Consider the following 20259-nt stretch of genomic DNA (forward strand, 5'->3'; position numbering starts at 1 on the left):
TTGCCTACAAGGTATCCCAATTATACCCAGGTTAATGGGGGCGAAATAGATGGTGATGTTCTGGACTATAGAGGCAGGAGCGCAATGAGCCATGGCCTTGATGTTGTACTGCCAGTGCTGGACTGATCAGGTAAAGGGTGGTGCGCGTCAAGCGCTGCTGCTGACTGAATGATGCCATTTCAGCCAAGGGAACGAGCCACAACTGCTCATCGGGCCATCCCAAGCGGTAGCCCACAGCAACTGGGGTTTCGGGCGGATAGTGCTGAAGCAAATCTCGCTGAGCACGGTGGACACAATTCGCACTCAGGTAGAGGCAAAGGCTGGCTTTGTGGGCGGCTAGACTGGCCAATTCTTCTGTTGGTGGGACGCGTGTACGGCCACTGGCACGGGTGAGGATAATTGTCTGTACCAATTCGGGTAGGGTGAGTTCGGCATTAAGGCGGGCGGCAGCCAATTGATAGGCACTGATGCCGGGGACAACTTCAACGGTAATGCCTGCTTCGGCGAGGCGGGCAATCTGCTCGTGAATGGCACTGTAGAGGCTAGGGTCTCCCGATTGCAACCGTACCACTTTTTTACCCGCTTGGACTGCTTCAACCATCAGCGGAATCATTTCTTCAAGAGTCATTGCGGCTGTGGGAATACAGGTGGCACTCGGCGGTGCAAACTGCAAAATCCCCGTCGGCACAAGAGAATCGGCATAGAAAATCACATCGGCCTCTTGGATCAGCCGTTGTCCCTTGAGGGTGAGTAATTCTGGATCACCGGGGCCAGCACCGACAAAATAAACCCCAGCCGAGGTCTGTCTTTTTAGCACTACACTGCACCTGATTATTCCCCTTACTAAGATTAACTTTTGCCGGTAACACAGTTATGTCAGGATCAAGACAGGTCAGTTTAAGAGGCAGCGGATCATGAGCGGCAAACGGATTCTCATGCTTGTGGGTGACTATGTGGAAGATTACGAAGTGATGGTGCCCTTCCAAGCCCTCCAAATGGTGGGTCATACCGTGCATGCTGTCTGCCCTGATAAAGTCGCTGGGGACATTGTTCGCACGGCAGTTCACGATTTTGAGGGGGATCAAACCTATAGTGAAAAGCGGGGACATAACTTTACCCTCAATGCCACCTTTGCAGAGATTGACCCCGTTACCTACGATGCACTAGTGGTGCCGGGGGGGCGCGCCCCAGAGTATTTGCGCCTCAATCCACGGGTACTGGAAATCACCAAGCACTTCGGCGAGAGCCAAAAACCGATTGCAGCCATTTGTCACGGCCTCCAACTGTTGGCGGCAGCAGGCGTTCTTGCGGGCAAAACCTGTACGGCCTATCCGGCCTGTGGTCCTGAGGTCGTGAGTGCTGGGGGTAACTTTACCAGTGTGGCAGTGGATGCAGTCGTAGTGGATGGCAATCTGGTCACGGCGCCCGCTTGGCCTGCCCATCCCCAGTGGTTGGCGGCATTTTTAGAGATTTTGGGAACAACGATTAGCCACCGACCCTTGGCAGCAGTGTAGGATCACCGTGGCATGGCGATCGCCCTCAGCCAAATTGCCCAATATCTCCAACGGCACCAACTGAACTATCGGTTGAATGCGGCCAACCACCAAATTATTACGGGCGTCAACGGTGATCACCTTGAGCGATTTATCGTCGTCATTGAGCTAGATGAGGGAGGTGAGTTTTTTAAGCTCTATGCCCCCAATCTTTTGCCGGGGATTAAAACCCACCAGTTTCGTGATGCCATTTTGCAAACGCTACTGTGCATTTCGTGGCAGACAAAAATGTTGCAGTGGGAGTACGACCCCAACACCGGTGAAGTGCGTGCCATGATTGAATTCCCCATTGAGGATAGCACCCTCACCGAGCGGCAATTTTTTCGCTGCTTGGGGGCACTCGTGGAAATCGTTGACAATACAGTGCCTCGGCTGCGGCAGTTGGTTCAAAAAGAACCGCCCGCTCCAGATACAGATTTGGCCATGGGGGAACGTCTCCTGCTGACGATTCAGGAAGAAGCACCGGGGCTATTGGATCTCATTGCCCAAGCTCTTGAAGCCCGCCGCCAACGGGGTCGGGTCAGTTTGAATTTAGAGAATTTAGACACCTAAGTTTAGACATCTAGAGTTCTGTTTAGATTCAGATTCAAGACGAGGGGGGTGCAGGGGGCGTTTGCCGCGCGTAGAAGCGGCCATTCTTCATTTCAATCAACCCTTGACACTTTTCACAACTAAAGCGCCACAGCTTACCGACCGGAACTTTCAGTGGGTGATGACAATGGGGACACTCGCCACTCCATACCTCCTCATCCCCAAGCATCCACATACTGCCCACGACCATCGGCAGACCGATGATGGTGCCTAGCCCCGTGGCACAAAAGCCCAGACCCATGACTATGCCGGCAAGACCTGCCACCTTTGATTGATGATCGCGGGGGACTTTTTCAATCGTTGGAATGGTGTAAATCTCGGATTCAGAGGGGGGTAGTGGGGGTTCTGTGGCGGTTTCAGGGGGAGGCGTCTCATCTGCCTTCACTTGCGGCACAGGCTCGGCCTCTAACCAAGGATCCCGTAGGGGAGGATAGTTGGCGGCTTCTTGGTCTTGGGGAAGGGCAGAAGATTCTGAAGGGACTGGGGGTGCAGTGGGCAACGTGTCTGAGACTGCCCAAGGATCCTCAACAACAGGGGCAGCGTCTGGGGCGATCGCCCCCTCAGGCGAGGATTCAGCTTCAGCAGTCATCTCAGGGGTTATCGCGGTGGGTGGGCTAACCTCAGCTTCTAGGGCGGCAATGTCCTCAGTCGTCGGTTCAGGGAAGTCGTATGCCTCAAGGGTCGGTTGGTCTAGGGCAGCTTCAGAGAATTCGGCTGCTGGTTCAGGGATCTCAGCAATACTGTCTTGGGCTTCTGGTGTTGCAATGCTCTCTTCTATGGACTCAGAAGCTTCTGGAGGTGGTTCAGCAGCGACCTCGAAGACTGGCAATTCTCCTGAGAACCCAGCAAGGGTGTCGGATTCAATACGCTCTTCTTGAAGGGGGGGCGACTCAAATGGAGATTCTCCACGGTCAGTATTGGGTTCTGGTGAGGGTGGGTTGGGGTCAAAGGCGGCAGCTAAATCTGCCAAACTAATGTCCTCATCAGGATCGATTTCTGGAATTTCATCTAGGAAACTCTCTTGCGGCTCACTGATGGGTTCTGCCCCTGTTCCATTCTCAGTGACTTGCTCTAGGGGAGGAGCTACATCCCCATATTCAGGTGTGCTCTCTACTGGAATCGGGTGTTCCTTCTCTTCGGGCGATCGCGCCACAACATCCTGACTTTCAGATATGGCAGGTGCCTCGGAGGTCATAAAAGCAGACATTAAATCCAGCAGCGTGGGTTCAGGGGGGGATGGCTCAGTCGCTGCCGTTTCGGTGCCCCATGGATCCTCGACCACGTCTCGATGGGGTTGGGTGGGTGGCAGGACTTGGAGCTGAAAATGACTTTCCCAGAGGGGGACGCCCAACACCCGTGACTCAATGAAAACCCGTTGAATCGCTGGCAAGTGCAATTTTTCTAAGGCAGTGCGGATCAGGGTTACGGCTGCCCCTTGATTGAGCATTTTTTCTGAATGCAGCGTGATCATTAACTCCTCGGCCTGACGTACCACAGTGGCCTTTACCCGCTTTGGCAGGAGGACAGCATTCAGCAGCGTACCAATGGCACGGGGGTCGCCCTGCCGCGCAATATCGAGCAAACGGGAATCACTCATAAACCGATGAATGGAACGGGGTGCCGCTAGTTCTAGCCTACTGCAATTTCCAGAGAGGGGTGAGGGACTGGGGGCGATCGCTTGACTATCCTACGTATCAACGACCGAGCTAATCTACACCCTAAATTTAGAGCGGTTGAGAAGCTTGGAAAAAATCCCTTCGGCATCAAGGACATCCATACCATTTTCTGAAGCGGCGGCTATAGGATCCTTGATTTGTGCGTTACCCTTTCGGCGTAACTTACCCTTTCGGGGATTTCAGTGGGGCTATGCGGGGGATTAATAGCCCGAACTACCTTTAGTTTAGCTAAGGGATGGCCAGATGACAACTGCCTAAAGCGTGTAAATTGTTACAAACAATTACAAGCACCCACTAGACTGGGAAAAAGGATGTTCACAAGTTTCAGCAGGGCATGACAGCGGCAACACGTTCCACGGATTGGCAACTTTTGCAACGACTGATTCCTTACCTCAAGCCCTATCGCTGGGGACTGGTGGGAAGTGGCTTGCTCTTGATTCCCTTGGCGGCAGCAGCAGCATTACAACCAATCATCATTGGTCAGGCGATCGCCTTCCTCAAGGGGGAAGAGAGTACCTATAGCTTTTTGAAACCTTTGACCCTGACCCAAGGGATTGATCTACTGAGCATTGCACTGCTGATTACCGTGGTGCTGCGTTTTGGGGTGCAGGCGGTGCAGGGGTACTGGATTCAAAAAATTGGCCAAAACATTACTGCCGATATTCGCCATGACTTATTTGACCACGTGCTCCGGTTATCGTCGCGCTTTTTTGAGCGCACCCCCGTCGGTAAGCTCATTACCCGCTTGACCAGTGATGTGGATGCTCTGGGGGATGTGTTTGCCACTGGCGCCGTCGGGGTTCTCAGCGATGTCTTCTCAATGCTGGTGGTCATCCTGACGATGTTTTTCATTGACCGCCTCCTAGCAACGCTGCTGCTGGCCTTGGTACTGCCCATCACCGCCCTGATTATCTATTTTCAACATCGCTACCGCGTGGCCAACTACAAATCCCGCGAGGAGCTGTCGCTACTGAATGCCGATCTTCAGGAAAACATCGTTGGCATTACCGTGGTGCAACTGTTTCGCCGTGAGGCCTTTAATAGCCAACTGTTTCGGCGGCGCAATCAACGCTACATCAAAGAGGTGGATCGGACGATTTTCTACGATTCGGCAGTATCAGCAACGTTGGAGTGGATTGCCTTTGTGGCGATCGCGGGGGTTCTCTGGCTGGGCGGTGCCTTGGTGGAGCAGCGCACGATTGACTTTGGCACTTTGGCCACGTTTATTCTCTTTTCCCAGCGCGTTTTTGATCCGTTGCGGCAGTTGGCGGAGAAATTTACCACGGTGCAAGCGGGCTTAACGGCCATTGAGCGCATCCATGATCTGCTCTTAGAACCGATTGAAATTCAGGATCCCGATCGCACCTTTTTGCGTTTGCCCAAGCCAGAAAATACAGCCGCTGCCGTTGAGTTTCGCGATGTCTGGCTGGCCTACAAAGACGATGACTATGTCCTCAAGCAACTTTCCTTTCAGATCCATGCTGGCGAAAAGGTGGCGATTGTTGGCCCTACGGGTGCAGGCAAAAGTTCAATTATTCGCTTGCTCTGTCGCCTCTATGATCCAACGCGCGGTGAAGTCCTTGTTAGTGGTCGCAATGTTCGCGACTTTACCCAAGCAGAACTGCGGCAGCACATTGGCGTGATTTTGCAGGATAGCTTTCTCTTTTCCGGCGATGTCAAAAGCAACATTGCCCTTGGCGACAACTACACCCTTGCCGAAATTCAGCGGGTGGCCGCCGAAATGAACATTGCCGACTTCATTGAGCAGTTGCCCCAAGGCTATGACACTCCCCTGCGGCAGCGGGGCACGAATCTATCAGCGGGACAGCGACAACTTTTGGCCTTTGCGCGGGTGGCGATTCGCAATCCAGAAATCCTTATCCTTGATGAGGCAACCGCCAATTTGGATGTGGGCACGGAGGCAATGATTCAGGAGGCCTTGAACCGCCTGTTGGTGAATCGAACCGCCATTATTATTGCCCACCGCCTCGCCACGATTCGCCATGTGGATCGCATTTTTGTGCTCAAACGGGGACAACTAGTGGAGCAGGGCACCCACAGTGAACTCTTGGCTCGCAATGGGGTGTATGCCCATCTCTACCGATTGCAAGCACTCGCCGAAGAAGCAGCCCCTAAGCAGGATGCCTCGCCCCTTGCCTAATCCACAATAACAGCGGCAGCCCCAGTAGTTGCAGCACCACTGACACCAGTACCAACAACCCCAAGGAGCGATCGTAGAGCACTCCCATGAGCAAACTGCCGAGAAACCACGCTAAGCCATAACCAGTGCTGAAGATGCCATAGGCTGACCCCCGCCGCTCTGGGGGGACGAGGTTGGCGACGATCGCCCGCACAATGGATTCTTGGGCACCCATGCCAATGCCCCACAGCACCATGCCCCAAATCACCGCAGAACTGAGGAAGACCAAGGGAGCAAAGCCTACCGACAGCACAACCGCAAGGATCAAGGCCATGATGCCAATGCGATCCAGTAAGTACCCAAAGAGCAGGGCAGCCACGGCATCAACCCCCATCGCCAAGGCGTAGAGCAGCGGAATTTGACTCGTTTGCAGACTATCCCCCTGCTGTAAATGAAAGGCAATCAAGGGAAAATCCACATAACCGGCGCCCAGAAAGGCCACGGCCAATAGATAAATCCAAAACAGTGTTGGTAGTCTTTTGGTATCCAGATCCTGCACCACCGTTTCAAAGTCCCGTGGCTCTGGGTACCGCCACTGCGTCACCAATAAAACGACCAGCCCCATCAGGGCAGGGATGGCGAGGACGGCAAAACTCCATTGATAGTGCTGGGTGAGGGCAAAGACGCCGGCCACCATCAGCGGCCCAACAACGGCACCAATTTGATCCATCGCCTCATGGAGACCAAAGCCAAAGCCGCGACCCACTTGACGAGCACCGTAGGAAAGCAACACATCGCGGGGGGGTGTACGAATCGCTTTACCGGTGCGCTCAGCAATCATCAATCCCGCTAGGACTTCCCAACGATGGGCCAAGGCCATGAGGGGCACAGCCAAGGTATTGATGGCATAACCAAGGGTGGTAATGCGCCAATAGGCACGGGTGCGATCGCTGAGATAGCCAATCCCAAGGCGTAGACCATAGCCGATGAATTCCCCCAAACCCGCTACGAGGCCGACAACGGTACCACTGGCACCCAATACTCCTAAATAGACCCCCGTAAGGCTGCGGGCGCCTTCATAGGTGGCATCGGCACAGAGGGAAACCACCCCTAGGAGCACGACAAACCTGAGGGCGGAGCCTTTTTGGCAAACCATGACTCAACTCCTGTATTTAGGAATGTCCACAGTATATTGAGTGGAGAATCGTTAAGGGCGATCGCGATGGTGGGTGCACTCAGCGCAGCTAGTCCCTTAGTCATTTGGACAAGTCTGGGGTTCATCTGTGGCCGTTGGTTGCCAGCAGTGATTCCCCAATGGTTGGGGCGCAGCCTCTATTGGGTCGGAGTGCCCATTCAAATTTTTGCTTTGGTGCGGCAAACCAACTTCGCGGGGTTAATTTGGTTGGCACCGCTGCTGGCCTTTGTGGCGCTCATTGTCGGCTATACCCTTGCCCAAGGACTTTACTATTGGCAGCAACGCTACTTTCAACCCCAGTGGCTGCAATACACCCCCCCCTTCCTGACAAGTACAGTTCCCGAAGGAGAAAGTCGCCGCTTTCAGGGGAGCTATCTGATTGCCAGCATTCTCGGCAATACGGGCTTTGTCGGTTTGGGGGTCACGATTCCTCTCCTGAGTGCCACGGCATTGCCCTGGGCGGCCTTCTATGCCATTACCCAAAATGCCCTCGGCACCTATGGATTGGGTTCATTTCTCGGTCAGTACTACGGTAAGGGCAATGATCAACCTTGGTGGCGCGCCCTCGGGGTGATTCCAACGGTACCGACGCTTTGGGCCTCCATGGCCGGCTTTGCTACCCATGATCTTTCCTTGCCAGATGCAATCGAAAGGTTGTGTGAGATAGATATTCACTTGGTGATTCCCTTTGCCTTTGTTCTCACTGGAATTCGTTTGAGTCGGCTCCCCGGCTGGCAAAGTTTTCGTATGGGGTTGCTGCCTATGTTAGTGAAGACGTTGTTGCTGCCATTGACGATGATGGCGATCGCCTATGGTTTGGGCTTGCGGGGCGATACGTTGCTGGCGATCGCGATTATGACTGGTACGCCCACCGCCTTTGCCGCGCTAATTTTGGCAGAGGAATACGAACTCAATACCGAACTGCCACCGGCGGTGATTGCCCTGAGTACCCTGAGCTTTGTGGTGGTGTTACCGCTGTGGGTGTTCCTGTGCCGCCAAGTTTTAACATAACGCTAACGACTGCTCTCCTTTTCCAAGAACAGTGGCACACTGAAAATACCTGATCCATTGCTAGCCCTTTCACGAGTCTCCCTATGACGAATCCCCAAAGTCCTCCGCCGCCACCGCCGCGTGTTCCCAATTCACCCCCGATGCCGCCGCCTCGGCCGCCAATGGGGGCGGGTGTTCCGCCGCTGCCTCCCCAACCGGGAATGGCGCCTCCCCGTCCTGCTGCCCCCCCACCGCCTCCCCAAGGGATGCCCCCACAGCCCGGCATGCCGCCTCGACCCATGCCACCACAACCGGGGATGCCGCCACGACCAATGCCGCCGCAGCCGGGAATGCCCCAACAGGGGGTACCGACCCAACCGATGCCGACACCAGCCGCGCGGATCTCTGGCCCGACAATGGAACAACTGGTGCGGGAGGCTTTTGAGCACGGCTATTCTGATATTCATGTTGGGGTTGGCGAAGCGCCCCGTTTTCGCGATCGCGGACGTTTAGAAATTACCAACTATCCCGTTACTGATGAGGAAACCTTTAACTACTGGCTGAATGAACTGCTGACCCCCCAACAAATTGAGCAGTTTCGCACCCACCTTGAATACGATGGTGCCTATCAGTACGAGGGTCTGTGCCGTGTGCGGATCAACATCTTTGTCGCCCTCAAAGGCCCCGCCATGGTGCTGCGCTTGATTCCGGTGAAGATTCTGACCCTAGAGCAGTTGAATTTGCCGCCGGTCTTCAAGGATCTCTGCCACTACCACAAGGGTCTGATTCTGGTGACAGGGCCAACGGGTTCCGGGAAATCCACCACCCTTGCGGCAATGGTGGACTATATCAATACCGAAATGCCGAAGCACATTATCTCCATTGAAGACCCGATTGAGTTTGTGCACCAAAGTCGCCGTGCCCTGATCCGCCAGCGGGAGGTGGGTATCCATACACTGAAGTTTGACAATGCTCTGAAGGCGTCATTGCGGGAAGACCCCGATATTATTCTGATTGGGGAGATGCGCGATCGCGAGACAGTGAATACAGCCCTAAAAGCAGCGCAAACGGGTCACTTGGTCTTTGGTACATTGCACACCAACAGTGCCGTGAAAACGATTGAGCGGATCCTCAACCTTTACAACCCCGATGAACAGGGACCGATGCGGATGCAGGTGGCGGAGTCGCTGGTGGCGGTCATTGCCCAAGCCCTTGTGCGCACGACGGATGGTAAGCGGGCGGCAATTCACGAGATCATGATCAACACCGATGCCATCAAGGACTACATTTTGCGGGGTGAAGTGGAGGAAATTGAGGCAATTATTCCGCAGTGTACCTACGACGGTATGTGCACGATGAACCAGTGCCTCTACGAACTCTATGAGGCGGGGCGCATTGACGAGGAAACCGCCATCGAAAACTCCCCCAAACCCAACGAAATGGCGCAAATTCTACGGGGTCGTGTCTAGGGCAATGGTTGGCCTCAAGCCTGTCTTATACAAGGGGTTGGCCCTCTTTACACCGGGGGAGGATGTGGTCTTTTGCCGTGACCCATCAAAACAGGGGCATTGGCATCAGTCGCTTTGTCAAGCCCTGCAACAACTGTTGGATTTGGAGGAGCCGCCCCTTTTCCTATCCCCCTGCTACACAGCGGCGGTAGATTACTGGTTTGATGAGGAGCAGCAATGCCTGCGAGTGGCGGCGGAGGTCTATCCCTTGGCATGGCCCCATCGTCCCCTATTGAATGCCCTCTTTGCCCCTGCTCATCAGCCCACATTGCCGTGGCAGTTGGTACAGGATCCGCAGCATCCCTGCGATGTCCAAGCCCTAGAGGCCTACCGCAGCAGCTTTCCCCAACTGTGGGAGCCTCACCAACTGATCTATGATTTGCAGGAAGCCACCCCCCTGAGCAGTTTTGCACCGCGTCCTTCGGAACCCGATCGCTATGTCTTTCGCCTCTATGTGCGTGGAGAAACCCATGCCACGGAAGTTGCCCTCAAAAACCTCCATGACTTGCTGAGTCGCTCCCTCAAGGTGCCCTATACGCTCAAAGTGGTGGATGTCACCAAGCAACCCGATCTGGCGGAGGAGGATCAAGTGCAGGCCACGCCAACATTGGTGCGGGTCTATCCCCAGCCGGTGCGCCGCCTTGTGGGACACTTGGATAATCGCGATCGCCTGCAACGTTTATTAAGCCCTTAGACCGATGACAAATTCTGCTAAAGATCTGCTCGCGGCTGCTGCTGTGGAGCGAATGGCGGGAACTCGTGATGCCTATGTGCCCTATCTGCGCCAAGTCTTTGCCGATGTGGTGGGGGCGGATGACGCGGTCAGTGAAACCCGTGGTGGCTTAGGAGCAGCCCAAGAGCGTTTGGCCAAGATACAGCCTCTACGGTATGGCAAGAGTCGCAACTTTTTGGCGGGGGCAGTAACGGGGCTTTCGGCCTATTTGCGCCATGGGGTGATTAGTTTGGCAACTGTGCGCGATCGCCTGCGGGAAGTGGTAGCTCATCCCCATCAAGCGGAAGCCTTACTCCAACAACTGGCGTGGCGAGACTATTGGCAGCGCCTCTATGCCCGCTGGGGCGATCGTCTGTGGCAGGACATCGAACCCTATAAAACGGGTTGGCAAGCAGCCGATTATCAAACCGACTTACCTCCTGCACTCATCGCAGCGGAAACGGGACTGGCCTGTATGGATGCCTTTAGTGACGACCTACAGCGAATGGGCTACTTGCATAACCATGCGCGGTTATGGTTGGCGGCCTATGTGGTGCATTGGTGTCGGGTGCGCTGGCAGGCGGGAGCCACTTGGTTTTTGCAGCATCTCCTCGATGGCGATCCGGCAAGTAATAACCTCTCGTGGCAGTGGGTGGCCAGTACCTTTAGCCACAAGCCCTACTTTTTTAACCGCCAAAACCTCGAGCGCTATAGCGATGGCAAATACTGTCGCCAGTGTGCGATGGGCGATCGCTGTCCCTTTGATGCCACCTACGAGGAATTGGCAGCCCGCCTTTTCCCCCACAAGGAATAGGGTTATTGGGGAGTGGGCTTCACGGTTTTGCGCAGAATCAAACAGTTACCCGTATTGCCCACGCGCTGATAGTCCAATTCATCCATGATGGTTGCCAAGAGGCGTAGGCCGCGTCCCCCTTCGGCATCGAGGGCAATTTGGCTGGGGAGTGTTGCCAGTTTGGCCATCAAATCAAAGGGATCCCCTTGATCCCAAATGCGCAATTCAATCACAGTGTCTGCAAGGGAGAGATCAATGCGAATGGGGGTATCGCTGGCGCGATCGCGATGGGCATGGCGCACAGCATTGGTAAACCCCTCGGCAAGGGCGAGTTCCAATTTCAACCACTCTTCGATGGGCAGCGTCGTGGGGCGATATTGATTGAACCATGCCAAGAGAGCCTCCAGTTGGGTCAGGTCACTGGTCAGGGTTAGGGAAACCGTGGTGAAGGGAGGCGTCATAGGCTGAGTTGTCCTTGCTGGGGTGGAATCAGTTGCAGAGCCTTAGGATCGGATACCAAGAGGTCAAAAACAGCTCCGCAGCTCGCCCTGCCCACTGAATGTAAAGGATGCAAATGGAGCCATGACGAATAGACGTTTCGCCGCTGGAGGGCTGCTGAGATGGGCTGCAGGAGAAAGAGAGTTCAATGGCGCAACGCAGATGGGACATGAAGCAGCCAAATGCAGGAGGACTGATTACATTTTCCTCGTTTTGTTGCCCAATAGGGTGCACCAGAGCGATCGCCAGTTGGGAGACTGGCACAACCCCTGGGGAAAGAACCGTGTGCCGAGGATAATCAGCAACCCATAGAGCATCAGACGCCCATCGCGGAAAAAAGTGGCCACTGCCACTGGCAAATAGGATTGATCGGCGAGTCCCCGCAGGAGTTCGGGCAGAGCCGTAAAGAGCATACCGCCAGCGATCGCCCCCACAAACGTCCGATTGCCCCCCACCAGCACTGCTGTCAGTGCCAGCACCCCCATATCAAACGTGCCCTGACGCGGATTCCAAGTATTCAAAAGATGGGCCGCCAAAACTCCCGCCACCCCCGCTAGAATCGCCCCCAAGACAAACCCCAAAACCTTGTAGCGAGTGGTATCAATACCGAGGGTCTGTGCCACCAGTTCATCGGCACGAATGGCCTGCATCGCCTTGCCCGCACGGGTCTGTTCCAAGCGACCGATGGCGATCGCCACCATGATCAGCAAGGGCAGCGTCAGCCACAAATAGCCCAAGGGTGTACTAAAGGGTTGGGGAATGCCAAAGATGCCGATCGCCCCCCCAGTCACCTCCAGATTGAGTGCCAACACCCGCAGCACCTCAGAGAAAGCAATCGTCGCAATGGCAAAATAAATGCCCCGCAACCGCAGCACCGGCACCCCCAAGCCCCAGCCCACCAGACCACAGACAATAGCCGCCAACACCATTTCCCCCAGCACCAAAGGCACCGGATAGGGGTTCAGTCCTGCAAAAACACGGGTGGAGAGCAGTGCAGCAATATAGCCACCCATGGCATAAAAGGCTGGACTGGCAAGGGAGAGTTGACCACTCATCAGAGGCAAATAGAGCGACAAGGCCAACATTGCCCCTAAGGTCATTGAAACAATCAAGAAATCGTAGGTGCCAAGCCAACCCGCCATAGCTAGCGCTAGAGATCCACTGTACAGGCCGGCACGCTTCCCTCCACAAGCTGCTGCAACTCGGTAATCATCGCCGCTTCGAGGGTCTTATCCCCCAAGCGAATCGTCAGACGCGACAGCCGCAGTGAAGCCGTAATCCGACCGCTAGGAAGATCTAACCACACCAACTGTTGAAACTGGCGACAGCGACCGCCATAGCGTTGGGCAAGGGTAGTGAGTTCCTCGTTGGTGGGCGATCGCCCCAGATCCACATCAACCACCCATGTGCCCCCACATTCCCGCCGTTTAGAGAGTTGAATTGGCATTCTCAGAACTTAACTTATAGGCGTTGAGCATAAAATTCACACCAAGGATCGCCCTTTTCCCGCGCCTTCACCTCTGCCCCTTGAAACACACCGCCCCGTTGAAAGAGACGATTGTAAAACGCCTCATCTAAGACAGGCTTCTGTTGAATGCGCCCGTTATAGACAATGTTCATCATTGCCGGTACCGCCCCTTGGGCAAAATAGCAGGCCGGTTGGGCAGCATGGGGATAAGAGGCTAAGAAGTAGTTGGTTTCGTAGTTGCCATCAATGGCCACCCGACAGGATTCATTCCTGACCACCTCTAGGGCTTGCCAACGCCCCCACCCCAAACTACTGGCAACGGCATACCCCCCGTGAATCCAATCGGTATCGGTTTTCAACATCGGGCCAACGACCGTTTCCCACTCCAAGGATTCCATGATATTGCCAAAGGTATAAAAGACACAAACATGGCCCGATTCACGAATCAACGCCTGTCCCACCTCTAAAAGCTGTGGATCCACCTTTTGCAGCTCATCAAGGAAACGGTACTGAATGCGGTTGTAGTAGTTGGCAGGCATCCGCGTCAGCAGCACATTAAAGGCACGAATTTGACCATTCGCATCCCCTTCCAGGGGCAGTCCCCACAGAGCTTCGTTCACCGCATCGTAGTCCACACTGGTTTCTGCTTTTGGCAACGGGACGGGTTGATCAATGAGCTTGCCCATTTGCGGACTCGGTGTTAGGGAGCGGCGCACCGGTGCTTTGGTCACATGGATCATGCAGTGATCCTGCCGCGTCACCGCCATACAACTGGTTTCTTCAGCCACATAGGTACCCAACGCCGCAAAGGTGGCATCTAGGGCTGCCGCCACATAACCCACCGCCAAGTGATCAATGGGTTTCGTGCGGCTCACCTGCTCACCGTATTTTCCAAGCCAGCCCTCTGCATAGTGGGAGTGGGTTAATTCCACCTCACCCCCCTCTTCTGTCACCTCAAAGTTGAGGCGGCCAAAGCCCAAAAAGCTAAAAATCTGGGCGGCGGTGGCAAGGCGTTCCGCTGGCGTTTGCACTCCCAACGTATTAAAGGCATTGGCGAGCAAGCTATAGAAAATCTCTTGGGCTGAGGTCTGTAGGATACTGACGCCATCAATCCAGTCGGGGTCTTCAATGGTTTGCTGGAGAAATAGGTTGTAGTGGTGGCAGTGGAAAATCACTGGTTCGTCAAAAAAAGCCACCAGCTTGCGGGGGCGATCGATGCGGAGATGCTCAAACATGGGTACAAATCTTTTCTTAAGTTTCTAATTAGGGGCAGTTCAACAACACTAGGGAAGCGCAACGGGGAGACGTTCCACGCCCAAAATATCGGCCACACCCTTATAGAGAATCCGCACTTCCCGCTCATCCAATTGGCCTTGTTCCAGCCGCTCGCGGTGCAAGCCCGTTTTCAACGAGAGCCGCAGCGTCACAAAGTTGGGATCCGGGGCATAGCGACGGGCATAACTAAGCAGCAGTTGAGCGACGGAGGTCGTGTTATCCTGCACGGGGGGCAGCAGTGGCTTGCCATCCGCCAAGATCGCCTTAATGCGCTCAAAGACCAGCTTCAGGTTCGTGCTACCCTTGGTCAGAAACAGGACAAAGTAGGGAGTTTTGCTGAAGGCTTTGATGACCAGTCGTACCTCTGCCGAACCCGCTAGCAGATAGTCTGCCTCCGAGGCCGGATCCACCACTTGGCACACGCGATTGTTGGCTCGCAGCAGATCGCTGGCATAGGCACCCAAAGAACTCAAGGACTCATTTTCAAGGCTGTTGCCACTGTAGTTAATTTCGGCAATGGTTGCTCCATCCGTCATGCGGCCAATCAACACGGCCAAAACGCCCGGCACCCCAGCAATGTGTTGTTCTAAAACACTCTTGAGTGTACGCACCAGCATTGCGAGTTTCCTAATCAAGATTAAGCTTTGACTAACTCTACTTTATAGAGGGAATCAATTGTTGCGCATCCGTAGAATTTCTGATATTCTAGATTTTTATTAAAAATTAACAATTGTATCCGCAAATACTTTATTACACTATTTTGCAGCGGGTCTGCAGCGGAGCCCTTGCCTATGGCGCCGATCACAGAACTGCCCATCCCTGAATTTTTTGATGCCACTAAGGTTGCTCAAGTGTGGCGCGTTCCCTACCAAGAGCGGGCAGCGCAGGCGCGGCAATGGGCACAGCGGTATCAAATTCCCCCTGCCGCTGAGGATCAGCAGCGTACGATCCTTTTGCTCATTGATGTCCAAAACACGTTTTGCTTACCCGACTTTGAGCTATTTGTCCACGGTGCCGTTGCGGATAATCAACGCCTCTGCCGCTTTATCTATACCCACCTTACTCACATTAGCGAGATTATCGTTACCCTCGATACCCATACCGCCAGTCAAATTTTTCATCCCCTCTTTTGGAGAGATGCTACCGGGGAACCGCCGCCACCCCTAACCACGATTACCGTTGACGATGTTGAGCGCGGGCGCTGGCAACCCAATCCCCATTTGCTGACCTCCCTCGGCATGACTGATCAAGAAAGTTTGCAGGCCTATGCCCGGCACTATGTTGCCCAGTTAGCCGCCAAAGGCAAATTTCCGTTGACGATTTGGCCTTACCACTCGATGCTGGGGGGAATTGGTCATGCACTGGTGTCTGCTGTGGAGGAGGCCTGTTTCTTTCACACCGTGGCGCGACAGCAGCAAACCCGCATCGAACTCAAGGGGAGCCATCCCCTGACCGAAAATTATTCGGTGCTGCGGCCAGAGGTGAGCCATGACCCCCAAGGGCGTCCCTTAGTGGCGGTGAATCGGGCTTTGATTGAGCATCTACTGGCGGGCGATCGCCTGATCATTGCCGGTCAAGCCAAAAGTCACTGTGTTGCTTGGACGGTGGCTGACCTGCTCGGTGAAATTCAGCAGCGAGATCCCCAACTCGCCCAGCGGGTCTATCTCCTTGAGGATTGTATGTCCCCTGTGGTGGTGCCGGGGGTCGTGGACTTTAGTGAAACTGCCAATGCAACCTTTGCCGAGTTTGCTGCTGCCGGCATGCACCGGATCACCACTAGCAGTGCTCCTTGGAATCTTTAGTTGATCTAAAGACTTACCACTTCTGAAAAGAGACAGTTTAGGATCGGGGCTAGATGCATCCTCACTAGGGAGGGGCAATGACTGACCACGCAGCCCATGAACAGGCTCTCGATCGCGATTGTTTGACCCTATCTCGGCACGTTCTCCAGCAACTCCAAAGCTTTGACGCCGCTGCCCAAGACCTCAGTGCCCTAATGAATCGCATTGCCCTTGCTGGCAAGCTCATTGCCCGCCGTTTGAGTCGAGCGGGTCTCATGGAGGGGGTGTTGGGCTTTACGGGGGCAGTGAACATCCAAGGGGAAGACGTCAAAAAAATGGATGTCTATGCCAATGAAGTCTTTATTGCGGCCTTCAAGCAAAGTGGCCTAGTGTGTCGCCTCGCCTCCGAGGAAATGGAGAAGCCCTACTACATTCCAGAAAATTGCCCCATTGGTCGCTATACCCTCCTCTACGACCCCCTCGATGGTTCCTCCAATGTGGACATTAACCTGAACGTGGGATCAATTTTTGCGATTCGCCAGCAGGAGGGCACTGACCTAGACGGCACCGCTGCTGATCTTCTACAAGATGGCCACAAGCAAATTGCCGCTGGCTACATTCTCTATGGCCCTAGTACGATGCTGGTCTATTCCCTGGGCAGGGGCACCCATGTTTTTGTCCTTGACCCTAGCCTCGGAGAATTTATTCTGGCGATCGAGAACCTGCAAATTCCCGCTAGTGGCCCGATCTACAGTGTCAACGAAGGCAACTTCTGGGCATGGGAAGAATCCATTCGTAACTATGTCCGCCATGTCCATCGCCAGCCCGGCTACAGTGCCCGCTACAGTGGTGCCCTTGTCGGCGATATTCACCGCATCCTCATGCAGGGGGGGGTCTTTCTCTATCCGGGCACCCAAAAAAATCCGGCGGGGAAGTTGCGTCTACTCTACGAAGCGGCACCGATCGCCTTCCTCGTGGAACAGGCCGGTGGCAAAGCCAGTACCGGCACCCAACCCCTCCTCGATGTCGTGCCTGATCATCTGCACATGCGCACACCACTCATTATTGGCAGCCCTGAGAACGTTGCCCTTGTGGAATCCTTTATTCAGCCTACCCCTGCCAACGCAACTGTGACACAGGTGTAACCCATGGTAACCCTATTTGAAAATCCCCTGCGGGTCGGATTACGCCAAGAGCGCACCCCAGAACCACTGATTCTAGTGATCTTTGGTGCCAGTGGAGATCTCACCCAGCGCAAGCTCATTCCCTCCATTTATCAACTGAAACTGGAACGCCGTCTGCCCCCAGAACTCACGATTGTTGGTGTGGCGCGTCGCGACTGGAGTGATGACTATTTTCGCGAGCATCTGCGCCAAGGGGTCGAGGAATTTGGCGGCGGCATTCAGGCGGAACCCCTGTGGCAGGAATTTGCCCAAGGCCTGTTTTACTGCTCTGGCAATATGGATGATCCCGCCGCCTACACCAAACTGAAAACCCTCTTGGCCGAGCTGGATGAAAAACGCCAAACTCGCGGCAATCGCGTCTTTTACCTTGCGGTCTCACCGAGCTTTTTCGTTGAAGCGATTCAACAACTAGGGGCAGCCGGTCTATTGAGTGATCCCCAAAAGCATCGCCTCGTCATTGAAAAGCCCTTTGGCCGCGATCTCACCTCTGCCCAAGCCCTCAATGAAGTGGTGCAGTCGGTGTGCAAAGAGGAGCAGGTTTACCGTATTGACCACTACCTCGGCAAAGAAACCGTTCAAAACCTGATGGTGTTTCGCTTTGCTAATGCTATTTTTGAACCCCTCTGGAACCGCCAGTACGTAGATCATGTGCAGATTACCGTTGCCGAAACCGTGGGGGTTGAAGACCGCGCGGGCTACTATGAAACTTCGGGTGCTCTGCGGGACATGGTGCAAAACCACATCCTTCAGTTATTGGCCTTGACCGCCATGGAACCCCCCAATGCCCTCGATGCCGATAGTCTGCGCAACGAAAAGGTGAAGGTGCTCCAAGCCACCCGTTTAGCAGATTTGGATAATCTCGATGCCTGTGCTGTCCGCGGCCAATACCGAGCCGGCTGGATGAAGGGCAAACCTGTGGTGGGTTACCGCGAAGAACCGGGGGTGAGTCCCACCTCCACCACCCCCACCTATGTGGCACTCAAACTGGTGATTGATAACTGGCGCTGGCAGGGGGTGCCCTTTTATTTGCGCACGGGTAAACGCTTGGCAAAAAAAGTGACGGAAATCTCGATTCAGTTTCGCGATGTGCCCCTGCTGATTTTCCAGTCGGCCGCCCGCCAAACTAACCCCAATATTCTAACAATGCGTATCCAGCCGAATGAGGGGATTGCCCTGCGCTTTGAGGCAAAGATGCCCGGTGCAGATCTGCGCACGCGCACGGTGGAAATGGACTTTAGCTACGGCTCCTCCTTTGGAATGGCAACGGCAGATGCCTATGCGCGGCTCTTACTGGACTGCATGCTCGGGGATCAAACCCTGTTTACCCGGGCAGATGAGGTGGAAGCGGCTTGGCGGGTGGTGATGCCAGTGCTCAGTGCTTGGGATGCCCCTACAGATCCAGACACGATTCCCACTTATGAAGCGGGGACATGGGATCCCGATGCCGCAGAAGCGATGATTAATGCCGATGGTCGGCGGTGGCGGCGACTGTGATCTTTATCCATCATGGGAAGAGATGGGAATCAAGGCCGAACTTCATTCACAGATAGGTACCTAGGTATGGCAACTGAATCAACTCCCCTCGTAGCGCTCCAAGATCCCGTGGATGTCTCGTTAGATGATATTGAGCAAAGTTTGCGGCAAATTTGGCTCAGCCATGGCGGAGATGGTACGGCGCCAGCAGCAGTGCGGGCAACCACCTTTACCCTAGTTGTCTATGAGGCGGATGATACCCAACAATTGCTAGCGGCCTTGGGCTACTACACAGGCCCCATTGATGGTATCCTTGGCCCCCGCATGCAGTCGGCGATTCGTGCTGCTGAAAAGAATCACAACTTGCCCTTGACGGGTCGAGTCACGCCCCAACTGCGGCAGGCCTTGCAGGCAGAATATGCTCAGGGAACCCCTCGGGGCGATCGCTATGCGGTAGATATGCGCGGTAGTGGCATTGCTGACGCGATCGCCAGCCAAAATCCCTGTCGGGTGATTGCCCTGTGTCCTACCCTTGGCGAAGATACGGGAATTACTGCTCAGGTGGCGGCCTACTGCCCGATTAACAAAAAGATGCGCAGTTCCCTCGTTTGCTGTGAATACATTACCCTCAAGGGCACCCATAGCGCCTTCCAGCGGGTGGAACCCCTGTTGCAGTCTTTAATCATTCGCGAACTCCCCCGCTTTTTGTGGTGGAAGGGGGACTTGTTCAATAACTTTGAGTTGTTTCAAACCCTTGCGCCCCAATTTAGCCGCGTGATTGTGGATTCCAGTGAATTTCTCGATCCGCTGCGGGGCTTGCGGGCGATCGCGCCTTTGCTGGAGCAGAACCTTCCCCTCGCAGATTTGAACTGGCGCCGTCTGGGGGCATGGCAAGAACTGGCCGCTGAAGCCTTTGATCCCCCCGAACGCCGTTTGGCCATTCAGGAAATTGATCAGGTGGTCATTGACTACGAAAAGGGCAATCCTGCCCAAGCTTTAATGTACCTTGGCTGGTTAGCTTCCCGGCTTCAGTGGCAGCCGCGCCAGATCCGCCACGAGTGCGGTGACTATGATGTCTATCACGTGGAATTGGTGGCCTCCGATCAACGGTTGATTAAGGCAGAATTAGCAGGTATTCCCACGGGTGATGCTGGCCTCGTGCTGGGGGATTTAATTGACCTCAAACTCACCTCCTCCAATCTCCAAGCCGATTGCTGTACAATCATTTGCTCAGAAACCCGTGGCTGTATGCGCATGGAGGCCGGGGGCAGTGCTCAAATGTGCCGTACTTATCATGTGTCTCCCCTGAGTGATCTCACGGCTGAGGTGCTCTTGAGTCAGGAACTTCAGCGCTGGGGACAAGACTTCCTCTACAGTGAGAGTTTTGCCGTTGTGGCTCAGATGCTAGCCTTGATGCCCTAG

At 54.6% G+C, this 20259-nt stretch carries 19 protein-coding genes; 11 read left to right on the top strand and 8 right to left on the bottom strand.

The features are described from left to right. Positions 1 to 31: 31 nt before the first annotated feature. Positions 32 to 817 carry a precorrin-4 C(11)-methyltransferase gene (cobM, locus tag RHP47_RS00775; protein WP_310840800.1) on the bottom strand — a complete coding sequence of 262 codons (786 nt, stop codon included), beginning with the start codon at positions 815 to 817 and terminating at the stop codon, positions 32 to 34. 97 nt (positions 818 to 914) lie between these two features. Here cobM and RHP47_RS00780 point away from each other — a divergent pair, with 97 nt between their 5' ends. Beyond that, the gene (locus RHP47_RS00780; RefSeq protein ID WP_286626171.1) at positions 915 to 1514 is read left to right on the top strand and encodes a DJ-1/PfpI family protein; all 600 of its coding nucleotides are present in this window, start codon (positions 915 to 917) and stop codon (positions 1512 to 1514) included. 12 nt (positions 1515 to 1526) lie between these two features. Then, positions 1527 to 2105 carry a hypothetical protein gene (locus tag RHP47_RS00785; protein WP_286626172.1) on the top strand — a complete coding sequence of 193 codons (579 nt, stop codon included), beginning with the start codon at positions 1527 to 1529 and terminating at the stop codon, positions 2103 to 2105. A gap of 34 nt (positions 2106 to 2139) precedes the next feature. Here RHP47_RS00785 and RHP47_RS00790 read toward each other — a convergent pair whose 3' ends face one another. Continuing rightward, positions 2140 to 3741 (bottom strand): hypothetical protein, encoded by a 1602-nt coding sequence (locus RHP47_RS00790; RefSeq protein ID WP_310840801.1) that lies wholly within the window; start codon positions 3739 to 3741, stop codon positions 2140 to 2142. Between the two features lie 413 nt (positions 3742 to 4154). On the opposite strand from RHP47_RS00790, the gene RHP47_RS00795 reads away from it, so the two are divergent. Next, entirely contained in the window at positions 4155 to 5981 is a 1827-nt protein-coding gene (locus RHP47_RS00795) for an ABC transporter ATP-binding protein (protein ID WP_310840803.1), read from the top strand. On the opposite strand, the gene RHP47_RS00800 is transcribed toward RHP47_RS00795, so the two are convergent. After that, positions 5953 to 7116 carry an MFS transporter gene (locus RHP47_RS00800; protein ID WP_149817262.1) on the bottom strand — a complete coding sequence of 388 codons (1164 nt, stop codon included), beginning with the start codon at positions 7114 to 7116 and terminating at the stop codon, positions 5953 to 5955. The two genes, RHP47_RS00795 and RHP47_RS00800, sit on opposite strands and share 29 nt — an antisense overlap. Positions 7117 to 7182: 66 nt before the next feature. On the opposite strand from RHP47_RS00800, the gene RHP47_RS00805 reads away from it, so the two are divergent. From RHP47_RS00805 to RHP47_RS00820, 4 genes are all read left to right on the top strand, one after another. Continuing rightward, complete coding sequence (locus RHP47_RS00805) at positions 7183 to 8166, top strand: AEC family transporter (protein WP_286626178.1); 984 nt, start codon at positions 7183 to 7185, stop codon at positions 8164 to 8166. Between the two features lie 83 nt (positions 8167 to 8249). Further along, entirely contained in the window at positions 8250 to 9614 is a 1365-nt protein-coding gene (locus RHP47_RS00810) for a type IV pilus twitching motility protein PilT (protein ID WP_310840805.1), read from the top strand. Positions 9615 to 9618: 4 nt separating this feature from the next. Beyond that, positions 9619 to 10347 carry a circadian clock KaiB family protein gene (locus RHP47_RS00815; protein ID WP_190278139.1) on the top strand — a complete coding sequence of 243 codons (729 nt, stop codon included), beginning with the start codon at positions 9619 to 9621 and terminating at the stop codon, positions 10345 to 10347. A 4-nt stretch (positions 10348 to 10351) separates the two neighbouring features. Next, the gene (locus tag RHP47_RS00820) at positions 10352 to 11179 is read left to right on the top strand and encodes an FAD-binding domain-containing protein (RefSeq protein ID WP_310840806.1); all 828 of its coding nucleotides are present in this window, start codon (positions 10352 to 10354) and stop codon (positions 11177 to 11179) included. Positions 11180 to 11181: 2 nt separating this feature from the next. Here RHP47_RS00820 and RHP47_RS00825 read toward each other — a convergent pair whose 3' ends face one another. From RHP47_RS00825 to RHP47_RS00845, 5 genes are all read right to left on the bottom strand, one after another. Continuing rightward, on the bottom strand, positions 11182 to 11619 hold the full coding sequence (locus RHP47_RS00825) for an ATP-binding protein (protein ID WP_149817272.1): 438 nt from the start codon (positions 11617 to 11619) through the stop codon (positions 11182 to 11184). Positions 11620 to 11853: 234 nt separating this feature from the next. Further along, complete coding sequence (locus RHP47_RS00830) at positions 11854 to 12798, bottom strand: branched-chain amino acid ABC transporter permease (protein ID WP_310840807.1); 945 nt, start codon at positions 12796 to 12798, stop codon at positions 11854 to 11856. An 8-nt stretch (positions 12799 to 12806) separates the two neighbouring features. Further along, positions 12807 to 13103 (bottom strand): hypothetical protein, encoded by a 297-nt coding sequence (locus tag RHP47_RS00835; protein WP_310840809.1) that lies wholly within the window; start codon positions 13101 to 13103, stop codon positions 12807 to 12809. A gap of 14 nt (positions 13104 to 13117) precedes the next feature. Next, positions 13118 to 14359 (bottom strand): hypothetical protein, encoded by a 1242-nt coding sequence (locus tag RHP47_RS00840; protein WP_149817278.1) that lies wholly within the window; start codon positions 14357 to 14359, stop codon positions 13118 to 13120. 48 nt (positions 14360 to 14407) lie between these two features. Next, positions 14408 to 15016, bottom strand: coding sequence for a hypothetical protein (locus RHP47_RS00845; protein ID WP_149817280.1), 609 nt, complete (start codon positions 15014 to 15016; stop codon positions 14408 to 14410). A 174-nt stretch (positions 15017 to 15190) separates the two neighbouring features. Here RHP47_RS00845 and RHP47_RS00850 point away from each other — a divergent pair, with 174 nt between their 5' ends. From RHP47_RS00850 to opcA, 4 genes are all read left to right on the top strand, one after another. Then, positions 15191 to 16201: an isochorismatase gene (locus RHP47_RS00850; RefSeq protein ID WP_286668853.1), complete on the top strand. Its 1011-nt coding sequence runs from the start codon at positions 15191 to 15193 to the stop codon at positions 16199 to 16201. A gap of 77 nt (positions 16202 to 16278) precedes the next feature. After that, complete coding sequence (fbp, locus tag RHP47_RS00855) at positions 16279 to 17325, top strand: class 1 fructose-bisphosphatase (RefSeq protein WP_310840812.1); 1047 nt, start codon at positions 16279 to 16281, stop codon at positions 17323 to 17325. Between the two features lie 3 nt (positions 17326 to 17328). Further along, entirely contained in the window at positions 17329 to 18858 is a 1530-nt protein-coding gene (gene zwf, locus RHP47_RS00860) for a glucose-6-phosphate dehydrogenase (RefSeq protein WP_149817286.1), read from the top strand. A gap of 66 nt (positions 18859 to 18924) precedes the next feature. Further along, on the top strand, positions 18925 to 20259 hold the full coding sequence (opcA, locus tag RHP47_RS00865) for a glucose-6-phosphate dehydrogenase assembly protein OpcA (protein ID WP_149817288.1): 1335 nt from the start codon (positions 18925 to 18927) through the stop codon (positions 20257 to 20259).

The sequence above is a fragment of the Thermosynechococcus sp. QKsg1 genome (genome assembly GCF_031586415.1).
Taxonomy (GTDB): Bacteria; Cyanobacteriota; Cyanobacteriia; order Thermosynechococcales; family Thermosynechococcaceae; genus Thermosynechococcus.

Excerpts from the sequence above, each read along its gene's own strand:
- RHP47_RS00815 (WP_190278139.1), top strand. The coding sequence starts at position 9,619 with ATGGTTGGCCTCAAGCCTGTCTTATACAAGGGGTTGGCCCTCTTTACA.
- RHP47_RS00790 (WP_310840801.1), bottom strand. The coding sequence starts at position 3,741 with ATGAGTGATTCCCGTTTGCTCGATATTGCGCGGCAGGGCGACCCCCGT.
- zwf (WP_149817286.1), top strand. The coding sequence starts at position 17,329 with ATGGTAACCCTATTTGAAAATCCCCTGCGGGTCGGATTACGCCAAGAG.
- RHP47_RS00845 (WP_149817280.1), bottom strand. The coding sequence starts at position 15,016 with ATGCTGGTGCGTACACTCAAGAGTGTTTTAGAACAACACATTGCTGGG.
- opcA (WP_149817288.1), top strand. The coding sequence starts at position 18,925 with ATGGCAACTGAATCAACTCCCCTCGTAGCGCTCCAAGATCCCGTGGAT.
- RHP47_RS00835 (WP_310840809.1), bottom strand. The coding sequence starts at position 13,103 with ATGCCAATTCAACTCTCTAAACGGCGGGAATGTGGGGGCACATGGGTG.
- RHP47_RS00780 (WP_286626171.1), top strand. The coding sequence starts at position 915 with ATGAGCGGCAAACGGATTCTCATGCTTGTGGGTGACTATGTGGAAGAT.
- RHP47_RS00830 (WP_310840807.1), bottom strand. The coding sequence starts at position 12,798 with ATGGCGGGTTGGCTTGGCACCTACGATTTCTTGATTGTTTCAATGACC.
- RHP47_RS00800 (WP_149817262.1), bottom strand. The coding sequence starts at position 7,116 with ATGGTTTGCCAAAAAGGCTCCGCCCTCAGGTTTGTCGTGCTCCTAGGG.
- RHP47_RS00825 (WP_149817272.1), bottom strand. The coding sequence starts at position 11,619 with ATGACGCCTCCCTTCACCACGGTTTCCCTAACCCTGACCAGTGACCTG.
- RHP47_RS00795 (WP_310840803.1), top strand. The coding sequence starts at position 4,155 with ATGACAGCGGCAACACGTTCCACGGATTGGCAACTTTTGCAACGACTG.
- RHP47_RS00850 (WP_286668853.1), top strand. The coding sequence starts at position 15,191 with ATGGCGCCGATCACAGAACTGCCCATCCCTGAATTTTTTGATGCCACT.
- RHP47_RS00840 (WP_149817278.1), bottom strand. The coding sequence starts at position 14,359 with ATGTTTGAGCATCTCCGCATCGATCGCCCCCGCAAGCTGGTGGCTTTT.
- RHP47_RS00810 (WP_310840805.1), top strand. The coding sequence starts at position 8,250 with ATGACGAATCCCCAAAGTCCTCCGCCGCCACCGCCGCGTGTTCCCAAT.
- RHP47_RS00805 (WP_286626178.1), top strand. The coding sequence starts at position 7,183 with ATGGTGGGTGCACTCAGCGCAGCTAGTCCCTTAGTCATTTGGACAAGT.
- fbp (WP_310840812.1), top strand. The coding sequence starts at position 16,279 with ATGACTGACCACGCAGCCCATGAACAGGCTCTCGATCGCGATTGTTTG.
- RHP47_RS00785 (WP_286626172.1), top strand. The coding sequence starts at position 1,527 with ATGGCGATCGCCCTCAGCCAAATTGCCCAATATCTCCAACGGCACCAA.
- RHP47_RS00820 (WP_310840806.1), top strand. The coding sequence starts at position 10,352 with ATGACAAATTCTGCTAAAGATCTGCTCGCGGCTGCTGCTGTGGAGCGA.